This window comes from Clostridium estertheticum (assembly GCF_026650985.1).
Taxonomy (GTDB): domain Bacteria; phylum Bacillota; class Clostridia; order Clostridiales; family Clostridiaceae; genus Clostridium_AD; species Clostridium_AD estertheticum_C.
Map to the genome: position 1 here is coordinate 4,098,239 of NZ_CP086239.1, position 13,211 is coordinate 4,111,449.

The window sequence follows — 13,211 nt, forward strand, 5'->3', positions numbered from 1 at the left end:
AAGATGGAAAATAGAAATTATAGTACAAAGGCTATTGTAGAGGCCGCTCTTATATCTGTTATAATTTCGGTAATAATGATTTTAACGAGCTACTTGCCAATGATATCATTTATAGGAACATTAATATTACCAATTCCTGTAGCAATACTTTATATAAGGTATAATAAGAAGGTAACAGTTACTGCTGTATTCCTCAGCATAATTTTAACATCTATATTATTTAATCCAATAAGGGCAGTATATGCAGCTATCCCTTGTATCACTATTGGCATAGTACTTGGTTATTGTGTTAAGAAAATTAAAGGGCCATCTATAACCTTAATATTTTTAACTATAGCATGTTCAATATCAAATGTATTAACAATAGCTTTTTCTTTGTCATTCATAGCAAAAGTCAATTTTATGGATTTTAGTTCTAAATTCATTGGGGTTATTAAACAAGCGATGAAAATCTCAATTGATGGAGCAAAAAATACTTATATGCAAAATGGTATAACACCCGATCAATTAAAAGTTTTAGATAGAAGTTATGAAATGATAAATAAAATTGATGTTGCTTTATTTTTGGCAATAATACCAGCAGCTATTTTTATCAACTCATTAATATCAGCTTATTTGAATTATATAGTGTCTAGAGCGATACTAAACAAGCTAAAATATAAGATGGAGCCAGTATTACCTTTTAGCAAAATTTGCGTTTCTAACATAGTAGGTGCTGTTTTAATAGGGATGGTATGTATAGGCATAATTCTTGCATCAAAGAATATAACCGGTGGGAAGTATATACGAAGTTCTTCTCAGCTTATGGTGCAAATTGTATTTATTGTAAATGGACTTGCAGCAAGTACATATTATTTAAGAGTGAAAAAGAAATTATCTAAACCAATAGTAATATTGATTTTAGGTTTAACAATGATTTCTCCTCTAAGCAGTATTTACTTTTCAATAGGACTCATGGAAATGGCTTTTGATTTTAGAAAGCTTGATCCATATAGAATCAGAAGAAAATAATTGGGGTGCTAATTATGGATAACAAATATAATTATTTTAATGTTAATAATAAAATATATATGGTGACCATGGCCATACTCATATATATAATATTTTATTATGGGCATTTTCAAGTGGGACTTGTAGCGCTTGGTTTATACGCAATGCTTGTAGTGTATAATATATACAATTCTAAAATTAAAAAAAATGAATGGAAAATATTTATCGAAAATTTTTCATCTAAACTGGATATAGCAACTACAAGTACTTTAGTAAAACTTCCCTTTCCATTAATAATAATTGGTTATACGGGAAACGTTTTATGGTACAATCAAAGTGTAACAACAATGCTCGAAGGGGAAGATCTTTTAAACAAAAACATTAGAGACATAATAAAGGAACTTAATTTAAAACAAGTTTTAGAGGGTAAAAAGAATATATTTCCAAATATTAAAATAAAAAATAAATGTTATGAAATCTACACAAATATTGTGGATACAAATGAGAATAAAAATGTTAAAGATAAGATTATGCTCTTATATTTTTATGATATAACTGAAAAAACTAATCTTATTAATGGTATTAATGGTGATCGAGAAAGTATAATGCTTGTGGAAGTTGATAACCTTGATGATGTTATAAAAACTACAGAAGAAGATAAAGCGCCAATGCTTGTAGCAGAAATCGAGAGGACAATAAATAGCTATAGTCAGAGTGTTAATGCTATGGTAAAGAAGTATACATCTAATAAGTATGTTATTATAGTTCAAGACAAGTACATTGAAAAAGAAATAGAAAAGAAATTTGACATATTAGATAGTGTTCGTGAGATAAGTAACGGTAATAAACTTGCAGTTACTTTAAGCATAGGCGTTGGTAGGGGCGAAGATACACCACTGAAGAATTATGAATTTGCGACTTCTGCGAAGGAACTTGCATTAGGTCGTGGTGGTGATCAAGTAGTTGTAAAAAAAGGTGATAAATTATCTTTCTTTGGTGGGAAAACAAAAGAAGTTGAGAAGAGGACCAAAGTCCGTGCAAGAGTTATAGCTCATGCATTAATGGAGTTAGTAAATGAGAGCAATATAATTTTTATCATGGGTCATAAAAATGCTGATCCTGATTGTTTAGGTGCGGCTATTGGTTTATATAGCGTTATTAAGAGTATAGGCAAAGAATGTTATATTATTCTTGAAGGAATAAATAGTGGAATAAAAAGTATGATGGATATAATACTTGATGATGAGCAGTATAAAAATACTTTTATAACTGGTGAGAGATTTAAAAATGTTAAAAATTCAAATAGTCTACTTATATTAGTAGATGTTCATAATGCAAGTCACGTACAAAATTTAGAAATAGTAAAAGAAGTTGAGAAAGTAGTTATAATCGATCATCATAGAAAGGCACAAGATTTTATACAAGGTACAGTGCTTAGTTATATGGAAACATACGCATCATCTACCGCCGAATTAGTAACTGAGATGATTCAATATATGGTAGATAAGCCATCGCTTAGGCATATAGAAGCGGTAAGCCTTTTAGCTGGAATATGTGTAGATACAAAGAATTTTTGTTTTAAAACAGGAGTTAGAACCTTTGAAGCAGCAGCCTTTTTAAGGCGTCATGGTGCAGATACTATGGATGTTAAAAAAATGTTTTCCGATGATCTAGATGTTTTTTTAAAGAGAGCTGATATTATAAGATCGGCAGAGATTAAAAATGAAATTGCGATAGCAGTTTGCCCAGAAGAAATACAAGATACAGTAGTTGCGGCTCAGGCCGCCGACGAACTTCTAAATATTACGGGTATTGAAGCCTCATTTGTTATTGTTAAAATAGAAGATGAAATATTCATTAGTGGAAGGTCCCTTGGAAAAATAAATGTACAGTTAATACTAGAAACATTAGGTGGGGGCGGACACATGACTATGGCTGGCACAAAATTTACTTCGATGAAACTTTCCGAAGTAGTAGATAAATTAAAAGAAGCTATAGAAAAATATTTAAAGGAGGATGAAAAATAATGAAAATTATATTATTAAAAGATATTAAAAGTATGGGTAAAAAGGGTGATGTAGTAAACGCTGCAGATGGATATGCGAGGAATTATTTATTCCCAAGGAAATTAGCAGAGGAAGCTACTGATCCTAATATGCATATACTAAATAAGAAGAACGATATAGAAAGAAAAAAGAAAACATCTGAAATTGAGGATGCACAAAACATAGCAAATGCACTTAAAGATAAAGTAGTTAAAATAATTGGTAAAGCAGGGGAAAATGGAAAACTTTTTGGAGCGATTACAAGTAAAGATATAGCTTCAGCATTAAATAAGCAATGTAATTTAGATATCGATAAAAAGAAAGTAGTAACAGATACAATAAAATTATTAGGAACTTATGATGTAGAGATTAAAATATATCCAGAAATATCTACTAAAATTAAAGTTCTTGTTTGTGAGGAATAATCATATAAAACGAAGGGAGGTAACGCTTTAGTAAATAAATGATAATACAATTTATTAAGGCGTACTAAGTTTGAAGACATTATACGAAGATAAAAATGCAGAACAGTTAATAAAAGATGAATTGCCATTAGATACACAAATCGACGTTTTGTATGAAATAATGAGGAATGTAATAGATGAAGGTAGTATTAAGGCTAAAACTATAAAATTTAAACTTCAAAAACATATAAAAAGTGAAGACGTATATAGAAGATTATATGCTTTAAATAAAATTATCAGCAATGGTAAGGGAATAGATATGATGCCTAATGAAAAAAACATACAAGAGGTGCTAGATAGCACCAATGTATGGTTAACTGATGAAATAGCCAAAAGATATGTGCAAAACAAGATTGAAGCAGAGGTTGAAAAAAATCTAATGGAGAAACAAGATAAATATATTGATGAAGTTAGATTAGGGATAATTAAGAAACAAAAGGGTCCCGAAAATGCTAAAACACTTAAAAAATATGATGACCTAAAAGCACTTGATAGCAGAAAACTTACTAAAAATATACAAGCAATGTTAAGACCAGAGAGTTTTAGCGAAATAGTTGGTCAAGAAAGAGCTATAAAATCTTTGATATCCAAGATGGCATCGCCATATCCCCAACATATTATTCTTTATGGACCACCAGGAGTTGGTAAGACGACGGCTGCGAGACTTGCTCTTGAGGAAGCAAAAAAACTAAGTTATACTATTTATGATAAAGAGGCTAAGTTTGTAGAAGTAGATGGCACAACACTTAGGTGGGATCCAAGAGAAATAACGAATCCGCTATTAGGTTCAGTTCATGACCCGATATATCAGGGAAGTAAAAGAGATTTAGCTGAGGGTGGAATACCAGAACCAAAACCAGGGCTTGTAACAGAAGCTCATGGAGGAGTTTTATTTATTGATGAAATAGGTGAACTTGATAGTATTCTTCAAAATAAGTTACTTAAGGTTCTTGAGGATAAGCGAGTTGAGTTTTCATCATCTTATTATGATCCTGAAGATGAAAATACACCTAAATATATAAAATATCTATTTGATAAAGGTGCACCAGCAGATTTTGTTTTAATAGGAGCGACGACCAAAGAACCATCTGAAATAAATCCAGCATTAAGATCAAGATGTACTGAGGTTTATTTTGAGCCTTTAGCTGCGACGGATATAGAGAATATCGTAGTAAATGCTGCTTCTAAATTAGAAGTTGAAATAGAAGATGGGGTTGCACAAACTATTGGTAGATATACTATAGAAGGAAGAAAAGCTATAAATATTTTAGCAGATGCCTATGGATATGTATTGCATAATAGTGAACTATTAGATGAGTCTAAAGTTAGAATTGATATGAAAGACTTGCTAGAAGTTATATCTATAAGTAGATTGTTTCCATATGAGGAGTTAGATAAAGATGTTAAAGCTGAAGTTGGACATATATATGGACTTGGAGTATCAGGCTATATAGGGTCGACTATAGAAATAGAAACATCGGTATTTGAAGCCAAGGAAAAAGGTAAAGGTCATGTAAGGTTTAATGATACTGCTGGAAGTATGGCTAAGGACTCAGTATTTAATGCTGCATCAGTAATAAGAAAAACGACTAATAAAGATATTAATGATTATGATATACATGTAAACATAGTAGGTGGAGGTAAAATTGATGGTCCATCTGCAGGTGCAGCTATTACCGTATGTATAATTAGTTCACTTTTAGATAAACCTTTAAGGCAGGACATTGCAGTAACAGGGGAGATATCTCTAAGAGGAATTATAAAACCAGTAGGCGGTATATTTGAAAAGATTTATGGTGCAAGAAGAAAAGGTATTAAGCTAGTTATACTTCCTAGTGATAATGAAAAAGAAGTACCTACGGGCCTTAAAGATATTGATACTAAAACTGCTTCAAACATCGAAGAATTAATGAAATTAGTATTTTCATTAACGTAAAGTTACTGTTCATTAACATAATGTAATTATTAAAAATAAACTATAATTAATGGCCCTAAAAATGCAGCACCTTCGGTGCTGCATTTTTAGAAGGGCATAAAAGGTTAATTTAGGAGAGATAGATAATGGATACACCCCTTAGAAGTTTACCCTATAACTTAGAAGCAGAACAATCAGTAATTGGATCAATGCTTATAGATAAAACCGCGATATCAAGAGTGGTAGAGGTTTTAAAGGGCGATGATTTTTACAGGGATTCTCATAAAGTTATATTTAGCGCAATATATGAATTATATCAAAAGGACACACCTATTGACATGATTACATTACTTGAGCATTTACGTTCGGCTGAAAAACTAGAAGCTTCAGGGGGAATTACTTATATTTCAGAGATAAGTAATTCAATACCCTCCACAGCTAATTTAAGTTCATACATAAAAATTGTAGAGGATAAATCTACTTTAAGAAAACTTATTAAATCTTCTACTGAGATTATAGAAAATTGTTATAATAAACAAGATGACGTAGAAGCAGTAATGGATCTTGCAGAGCAAAAGGTATTTAACATATCACAGAAAAAAAATGCAGGAGACTTTGAGCCTATGAACACAGTGCTTGAGCGAGGATTTCTAGAAATAGAAAGAATCTTTAACAATAAAGGCGAAACAACTGGTATATCTAGTGGGTTCCCAGAACTTGATGATAAAACAGCTGGATTTCAAAAGGGTGATATGATCCTTATTGCAGCAAGGCCGTCTATGGGTAAAACTACATTCGCATTAAATTTAGCAGAATATGCAGCTTTAAGACAGGGTAAAAGTGTAGCTGTATTTTCTCTGGAAATGTCTAAAGAACAACTTTCATATAAGTTACTATGTTCAGAAGCAAATGTTGATATGTCAAAGCTTAGACATGGTGATTTAGAAGACAGAGACTGGGAAAATATAGCAAAAGCATCCGGACCACTTGCGGCTGCTAAAATATTCATTGATGATACAGCAGGAACTTCTGTTATGGATATGCGTTCAAAATGTAGAAAATTAAAAATGGAACATGGAATTGATATGATAGTCATAGATTATCTTCAACTTATGACTGGAAGCAATACAGAAAGTAGACAACAAGAAGTATCAGAAATATCAAGATCTATTAAGGCTCTTGCAAAGGAGATGCAGTGTCCGGTTATAGCATTATCACAGCTATCACGTGCGCCAGAGCAAAGAACAGACCATCGTCCTATGCTATCTGACCTTAGAGAGTCAGGATCTATTGAGCAGGATGCTGACCTTGTTATGTTTTTATATAGAGATGAATACTATAATGAGGAAACGGAAGATAAAAATGTAGCAGAACTTATAATAGCAAAACAAAGAAATGGTCCTATAGGAACAGTAAAACTTGCATGGATAGGCCAATTCAGTAAATTTGCAAGGCTTGATGTAATTCATAGGGACTAATAAATATTATGGGATAACAAAATTTATAAAATTTTGTTATCCTATTTTTATTTGCGCATGAATAATAATGAAGAAGCTGTTATCGCAGGAGTGTTATTAAGGGTTTTTTCTTAAATATATATATGTATGTTTACATTTGTAAATATACATATATATATTTATAGGTATGTAAATAAACAATTACAGGTATATTTATAAATATTTACAAATAAAGCAATTAAAAGAAGGATATTAACCTAAAATATAGAATATATAACAAGAAAGAACAAATAGAAAAATTTAGGAGGAATAAGAAATGAACTTAACAGAAATATCAAAAAAATATCCTGCATTAAATAAAGTGTTGGCGTCAGTATTAACTGTAGATATAGGAAATACATTTACAAAAACAAGTACTAATGTAACTTTTGCGAGTCGTGTATCTGCTGTAAGTAAGCATGGCTCGAGGGCTACAGGAATAAGTAACATTATTTGGAATGGTAAGTTATTTACAGTAGGAAACAAAGAAGGTAAACTAAATATGGAAGCTAATAAATATATGTCAGACCATTATAAGTTAAACCTACTTAATGCTATTGCACTAAGCTTTAAGGGTGAAACTAAGATAAGGGTAAGACTTGCTGTGGGACTCCCAGCAGAATATTATATAGACCATAGTGTTCCACTAAAAAATGAAATCAAGAAGATGGAGAAACAAACTATAACTATAAATAATGTAACATATGATATAGAAATTTTAGATGTACAGGTATTTAAACAAGGGGGAACGTTAAGTGCTGAAACTATGGAAACATTTAGTTACCCAATGCTATTACTTGATTTTGGTGGTGGTACTTTAGATGTGTCTCATTGGAAATATGAAAAAGATGAATTTGGTAATAAAGTGCTTGGAATGACTAAGGCTAGTAGTTTTGCACAACATGGGTTTGAACCAACAATAGAAGCTCTTCTTACTAAGTTTAACTCAGCTGAAGGATCTGATGGTAATTATGATATATCAGATGCTATTGAATTTTTAGAGGACAATGAACTACCTTTTGGAGAGGAAAACATATTGCAAGATATTAAAGATCTAGTGTTAAGACCTTATGTAGAGAAAGCAATCAGTTCAATTAATAGCTCTTTTAAACCGAATACTTGTAAAGATATAAGAATAATAGGTGGGCCTGCTATTCTATTACTAGAATATCTACAAACTGAGTTTATAAAAACTGAGCCAAAACTAATTGAAAATAAGAATCCTCAATGTGCAAATGCTATACTGTTTGCTGAAAGATATAAAGAACTTTTAGTATTAGAATACTTGGATGGAAATAAAGAAGTTGCTGCAACCAATGTTGAGAGGCAATAATCATGGGGGCACTCCGTAAAACTGTATCATCAAATTTAGGAGATGAAACAGACAAAGATTTAATAAATTATGTGGGCAATATGGAGAAAAAGGGTATAAATAATTCCAAACTTATTAAGCAGGCGTTAAGGTTTTATAGGGACTATGGTGATAAAGTTAAGAAATTAGATACTGTAGATATTGCAAATATTTTAGATAATCCGCAGGTTAAAGAATATATAGGTAATATAGTTGGTGATCTTTTTAAAAGCGCTATGCCAGATTCTGATTTAAAGACTAGCGATTTAGTTGATGTTAAGAAAATAAAAGATGAGAAACAAAAAAAAGATATAGATTCTGTTGAAAGTGATTATATGAAAAGGCTTAGCTGCGTAAAAGATATGTCTCTGTAGATAGGAGTGACGTAAAAGTCACTCCTATTTATTGTGCAAGTTAATAAATACTTCATTTATATATATAGTAAAGTATTGACACATATGATAAAATATAAATGAGGTATTCCAAATAATATAAAAAAGGGTGATTTAATGTTCTGTCATAATTGTAATTCTCAAAATGATGATGGATCTAATTTTTGTAAGATTTGTGGCATTAATTTATTGATTCAAGCTAATATGACGCAGGATCGGAATATTAGTTCGAAAAACTGGCTACTCACTTTGTTGCTGTGTATTTTCTTTGGTGCAGTAGGTATCCATAGGTTTTATGTAGGGAAAATAGGTACAGGAATTTTAATGATTTTAACTTTTGGTGGTTTTGGAATATGGGTGTTAGTTGATTTAATTTTGATTGTTACTAATGCATTTACTGATGAGAATGGATTAAAGCTTAACAAAAATTTGTATCGTTATTAAACAAATGCAATAGTTAGAACTTTTTAATATATGCTGAAATAGCTCAGTTGGTAGAGTAACGCACTCGTAACGCGTAGGTCGAGGGTTCGATCCCCTTTTTCAGCTCCAATTGTAAATCAAACAAAATGAGTGTAGCAAGATGATTTTTAATCATCTTGCTACACTCATTTTTTATTGCTTATATATAAAGATCTAATAATTATATCTCAGTACTTGGAATATTATTTTTTGTATCTCCATTTTTTTTACTTTTTTCTTGCATGAATACTATAATTCCTGGGAGTAATGAAATGATCATTATAGCTATTAACATATAAGAAAAATGAGTTTTAACAAAAGATAAATTGCCAAAGAAGTATCCTCCGCCTAAGAACAAACTTACCCATAATCCACCACCAAACATATTATAAGGTATAAATTTTGAGTAATTCATTTTAGAAATACCAGCTACGAAGGGTACAAAGGTTCTAATTATTGGAATAAAACGGCCTATTACGGTTGTCATTGAGCCATGTTTTTCATAGAATATTTGAGCTTTCTTTAAGTAATCTTTGTTAATAAACTTTATGCTATCCTTTTCTAATATATTTTTTCCTATAGTTTTACCAATGTGGTAATTAGCAGTATCTCCGAGTACTGCTGCAAGATATACCACTATTAGAAGAGTAAATATATTCATTGATCCAATCCCTGCGAGAGCTCCTGCGGCAAATAACATGGAGTCTCCTGGTAAAAATGGTGTGATAACCAGACCTGTTTCGCAAAATATAATTAAGAAAAGAATAACATATGTTAATATCCCATACTGCTGCACTATCAAAGTTAAATACGTATCAATATGCATCATTACATTTATAAAATTAATTAAAATATCCATATTTTCTCCTTTGTAATAATTTTATTTCCATTTGTTTAACTAACCATTTTATCGTTAATTTAATTATAATTACAAATTGTTGTATAAATATCAAATAGGTATGTAAATATTATGTTATTTATAAAAAAGCATTATTTATATATATTCAACATATATATAATAATGGAAGTTGATTAAGATGAAATATTATTGGTAATAATACTAGTAGATATGAAAAATAGGAAGTTAAAAGGCTACTGTTTAAGCACTTAAAGTGTAATTACATATAAGGTGAGGTTGAATGTATATGAAAAAGATAAAAGTTAAGGTTGGAATAGACAAAAGTAAATTAATAAAAAGTGATAAAAGATTAGTTGCTTGTGGGAAGAATTTTTAAGCATAGGATAGAGAAGGTTAATAAATTAAAATAATAGTGAGTTAGAAAAGTAGTTAAGGTTTAATCTTAACTACTTTTTTTCTACCTATTGGTATAATTATCACCTAGTGATTTTTGTGTCACAAAGCATACAAGTAACAGTATATATTATAATATTTAATTATAAGTATATAAAAAATAGCCAACTTGTGTTACAATAATACCAATAAAAGTAACAATATGTAATATATAATTATTGGAGATGAGTGCATGAAAAAAATAATAACTTTTATAGCAGTTTTATTTATTATGGCAAGTTCACATACTGTATTTGCTGATAGTGCAATAATAAATGCAAGTTCATTATGTGTAAGGCAAAAATCTTCACTTTCATCTCCTATTATAACTTCACTTTCGAGAAATACTATGGTGAATACACTTGGAAAAGAGGGAAACTTCTATAAAATAAATTATAAAGGTAAGACTGGATACATATACAGTTCATATGTTAAAATAACGACCATAAATAGTACAAGCACTGTGAATATATCACTGTTACAATCTATGGGAACGGGGATTGTTACAGCATATAGTTTAAATGTGAGAAAAGAAGCTTCTATGGGTGATAACATTATAGAAATTATAAAAAAAGGTCTTAAAGTAAATATATATGGAACGCAAAATAGTTTTTATAAAACTATATACAATGGTAAAGTAGGGTATATATCTAAAACTTACATAAGCTTAGTTAATTCACAATCATCTAGGGCTAAGGATATCGATATATTAATGACGTACGTAAATACATTTTTAGGCATGCCATATTTGTGGGGAGGTTCAACACCAGCTAAATTTAACGTTATGGGCAAATATGTAAGTGGTGGGTTTGATTGTTCAGGTCTTGTGCAGTATGTTTATAAAAGCATAGGCATAAATTTACCTAGAACAACAATGGATCAAGTAAATGTAGGTTCATCAATTAATATAAATAGTCTTCAAAAGGGAGATTTGGTGTTTTTTAGAACAAATTCAGCAATACCTAATCAAGTATCTCATGTTGGTATATATGTTGGGGACAATAAGTTTATACAATCACCAAAGACAGGTGATGTTATTAAAACATCTTCATTAACTGGATACTACAATAATAATTTTGTAATAGGAAAAAGACTAATAAAATAAGCTAATTTACGCTTGTCCTATTAATCTTTTCATTAAAAATAAATATTGTTGATGTTTACAAACCTATTAAATGTCTAACAGCATCTATAATTGGGGTTATCACATTTAATAAAATGGCAAGAATATCAGTTAATACAGGAACAGTAATACCTACTTGTTGAAGGACATATATTAAAAGAAATATACCAAGTGCGATACTTAATATCCTTCCAACCATTTTAAATACGGAAATACCAAGATAAGCAAGTAACAATGCTAATGCAAACATAATAATGGTATTAAGATTAATATTAGAAAAATTAACGTTCATGTGTACACCTCCATTATTAAAAAATTATAACTTAAACAATATAGTTTAGCAACGGTAAAATATTCTGGGAAACATTAGTAAACTTATATTTTAATCTGTTAGATAAAAATATTTGTTAAATGAGGATTAATGGTTAAGCTATAAAACAATTAGTTTAATTTATAAAGAATAATGATGTATAATTGATAGAGATATTAAAGTTATGTGATTCACTTTATAAGTGTAAAACATTAATTGATTGTATCATCATAACGTATTTTATATAATACATTTATTACAACATAAGGAGATTAATATGGAAATGAAGAAGATAAGCGAAATAAAAAAAGGGGATAGAATTGAAGGTTTTTTTGTTATAAAGTCTGTAGACACAAAGGTTTCTAATAATAGTAATACAAACAAATATTTGGATTTTAATTTAGGTGATGCCTCAGGCGATATAAATGCAAAACTTTGGGAGTGCAATGATGAATTAGAAAATAAGTTTAAACAAAGCATATTAGTTAAAATTAAGGGAACTGTAAATGAGTGGAGAGGAAAACTTCAATTAAAGATTGAAGCAATAAGATTAACTGAGGAAAAAGACAACGTAAATATTTGTGATTATGTGGCAGTAGCACCTTACGCACCAGAAAAAATGTATGATGATGTCTTAAACTACTTATCTAAAATTGAAAATATGGATATTCAGAATATAGTTACTAATATTTTAACTTATAATGAAGAGAAACTAATGCATTACCCTGCAGCTAAGTCTAATCATCATGCTATAAGATCAGGACTTTTATATCATACAACCACTATGCTTAAGGCAGGAGAAAAATTAAGCGAGATTTATACTTTTTTAAATACAGATTTGTTATATGCAGGTATAATACTTCATGATATTGGAAAAATATATGAGATGAATGCTAGTGAACTTGGAATTGTAAGTGAGTATTCAGTGGAAGGACAACTTCTAGGACATATAATTCAAGGAGTTAAAATGATAGAAACAGCAAGTATTGAGGTTAAAGCGGATAAAGAAGTAACAATGTTACTAGAACATATGGTACTGGCTCATCATTATGAAGCAGAATATGGAAGTCCTAAAAAACCAATGATACCAGAAGCAGAAATGTTACATCATTTAGACATAATGGATGCAAGAATGTATGATATGAATAAAGCCTTAGGGGATACAAAAGAAGGTAAATTCTCAGAAAGAATAAGATCATTAGATAATATAAGTATTTATAATAGTTTTCTTAAGAAATAGATAAAAATAGCAAGTATAATGGATAGGTTTGGAATTAATTAAAATAAAAATACACTTATTCAATATATATGAATAAGTGCATTTTTGTTTTAAATTTTTGTATAGAGCAATTTAGTGATAATATACACGAAC

General features: G+C 30.0%; 12 protein-coding genes and 1 tRNA gene. 11 read left to right on the forward strand and 2 right to left on the reverse strand.

Annotated elements, in window-relative coordinates:
- The first annotated feature begins 3 nt into the window (after nucleotides 1-3).
- The 9 genes from LL038_RS19610 to LL038_RS19650 all read left to right on the forward strand — a co-directional run bounded on the left by LL038_RS19610 (nucleotide 4) and on the right by LL038_RS19650 (nucleotide 9,205).
- Complete coding sequence (locus tag LL038_RS19610) at nucleotides 4-1,011, forward strand: DUF2232 domain-containing protein (protein WP_216126404.1); 1,008 nt, start codon at nucleotides 4-6, stop codon at nucleotides 1,009-1,011.
- A 14-nt stretch (nucleotides 1,012-1,025) separates the two neighbouring features.
- Nucleotides 1,026-3,017, forward strand: coding sequence for a DHH family phosphoesterase (locus tag LL038_RS19615; RefSeq protein ID WP_216126403.1), 1,992 nt, complete (start codon nucleotides 1,026-1,028; stop codon nucleotides 3,015-3,017).
- Complete coding sequence (gene rplI, locus LL038_RS19620) at nucleotides 3,017-3,460, forward strand: 50S ribosomal protein L9 (protein WP_071614778.1); 444 nt, start codon at nucleotides 3,017-3,019, stop codon at nucleotides 3,458-3,460. Before LL038_RS19615 ends, rplI begins: the two co-directional genes overlap by 1 nt.
- Before the next feature lie 70 nt (nucleotides 3,461-3,530).
- Complete coding sequence (lonC, locus tag LL038_RS19625; protein ID WP_216126402.1) at nucleotides 3,531-5,435, forward strand: Lon family ATP-dependent protease; 1,905 nt, start codon at nucleotides 3,531-3,533, stop codon at nucleotides 5,433-5,435.
- A 125-nt stretch (nucleotides 5,436-5,560) separates the two neighbouring features.
- On the forward strand, nucleotides 5,561-6,892 hold the full coding sequence (locus tag LL038_RS19630) for a replicative DNA helicase (protein ID WP_216126401.1): 1,332 nt from the start codon (nucleotides 5,561-5,563) through the stop codon (nucleotides 6,890-6,892).
- A 295-nt stretch (nucleotides 6,893-7,187) separates the two neighbouring features.
- Nucleotides 7,188-8,243, forward strand: coding sequence for a ParM/StbA family protein (locus tag LL038_RS19635; RefSeq protein WP_216126400.1), 1,056 nt, complete (start codon nucleotides 7,188-7,190; stop codon nucleotides 8,241-8,243).
- A gap of 2 nt (nucleotides 8,244-8,245) precedes the next feature.
- On the forward strand, nucleotides 8,246-8,635 hold the full coding sequence (locus LL038_RS19640; RefSeq protein ID WP_216126398.1) for a hypothetical protein: 390 nt from the start codon (nucleotides 8,246-8,248) through the stop codon (nucleotides 8,633-8,635).
- 135 nt (nucleotides 8,636-8,770) lie between these two features.
- Complete coding sequence (locus tag LL038_RS19645) at nucleotides 8,771-9,097, forward strand: TM2 domain-containing protein (protein ID WP_216126396.1); 327 nt, start codon at nucleotides 8,771-8,773, stop codon at nucleotides 9,095-9,097.
- Nucleotides 9,098-9,129: 32 nt separating this feature from the next.
- Nucleotides 9,130-9,205: transfer RNA gene (locus LL038_RS19650), tRNA-Thr, on the forward strand.
- Between the two features lie 91 nt (nucleotides 9,206-9,296).
- On the opposite strand, the gene LL038_RS19655 is transcribed toward LL038_RS19650, so the two are convergent.
- Nucleotides 9,297-9,974 (reverse strand): VTT domain-containing protein, encoded by a 678-nt coding sequence (locus LL038_RS19655; RefSeq protein WP_216126394.1) that lies wholly within the window; start codon nucleotides 9,972-9,974, stop codon nucleotides 9,297-9,299.
- 625 nt (nucleotides 9,975-10,599) lie between these two features.
- Between LL038_RS19655 and LL038_RS19660 the strand changes: the two genes are divergently transcribed.
- Nucleotides 10,600-11,511: a C40 family peptidase gene (locus LL038_RS19660; RefSeq protein WP_216126392.1), complete on the forward strand. Its 912-nt coding sequence runs from the start codon at nucleotides 10,600-10,602 to the stop codon at nucleotides 11,509-11,511.
- A 55-nt stretch (nucleotides 11,512-11,566) separates the two neighbouring features.
- Here the strand turns inward: LL038_RS19660 and LL038_RS19665 are convergent, their stop codons facing one another.
- Nucleotides 11,567-11,821 (reverse strand): hypothetical protein, encoded by a 255-nt coding sequence (locus LL038_RS19665; protein WP_216126390.1) that lies wholly within the window; start codon nucleotides 11,819-11,821, stop codon nucleotides 11,567-11,569.
- A 295-nt stretch (nucleotides 11,822-12,116) separates the two neighbouring features.
- Between LL038_RS19665 and LL038_RS19670 the strand changes: the two genes are divergently transcribed.
- Nucleotides 12,117-13,079 (forward strand): 3'-5' exoribonuclease YhaM family protein, encoded by a 963-nt coding sequence (locus tag LL038_RS19670; protein ID WP_216126388.1) that lies wholly within the window; start codon nucleotides 12,117-12,119, stop codon nucleotides 13,077-13,079.
- Nucleotides 13,080-13,211 lie beyond the last annotated feature (132 nt).

Bases quoted from the DNA above. Each gene is read 5' to 3' on its own strand.
- LL038_RS19610 (WP_216126404.1), top strand. From the start codon at position 4: ATGGAAAATAGAAATTATAGTACAAAGGCTATTGTAGAGGCCGCTCTT.
- LL038_RS19615 (WP_216126403.1), top strand. From the start codon at position 1,026: ATGGATAACAAATATAATTATTTTAATGTTAATAATAAAATATATATG.
- rplI (WP_071614778.1), top strand. From the start codon at position 3,017: ATGAAAATTATATTATTAAAAGATATTAAAAGTATGGGTAAAAAGGGT.
- LL038_RS19630 (WP_216126401.1), top strand. From the start codon at position 5,561: ATGGATACACCCCTTAGAAGTTTACCCTATAACTTAGAAGCAGAACAA.
- LL038_RS19635 (WP_216126400.1), top strand. From the start codon at position 7,188: ATGAACTTAACAGAAATATCAAAAAAATATCCTGCATTAAATAAAGTG.
- LL038_RS19640 (WP_216126398.1), top strand. From the start codon at position 8,246: ATGGGGGCACTCCGTAAAACTGTATCATCAAATTTAGGAGATGAAACA.
- LL038_RS19645 (WP_216126396.1), top strand. From the start codon at position 8,771: ATGTTCTGTCATAATTGTAATTCTCAAAATGATGATGGATCTAATTTT.
- LL038_RS19655 (WP_216126394.1), bottom strand. From the start codon at position 9,974: ATGGATATTTTAATTAATTTTATAAATGTAATGATGCATATTGATACG.
- LL038_RS19660 (WP_216126392.1), top strand. From the start codon at position 10,600: ATGAAAAAAATAATAACTTTTATAGCAGTTTTATTTATTATGGCAAGT.
- LL038_RS19665 (WP_216126390.1), bottom strand. From the start codon at position 11,821: ATGAACGTTAATTTTTCTAATATTAATCTTAATACCATTATTATGTTT.
- LL038_RS19670 (WP_216126388.1), top strand. From the start codon at position 12,117: ATGGAAATGAAGAAGATAAGCGAAATAAAAAAAGGGGATAGAATTGAA.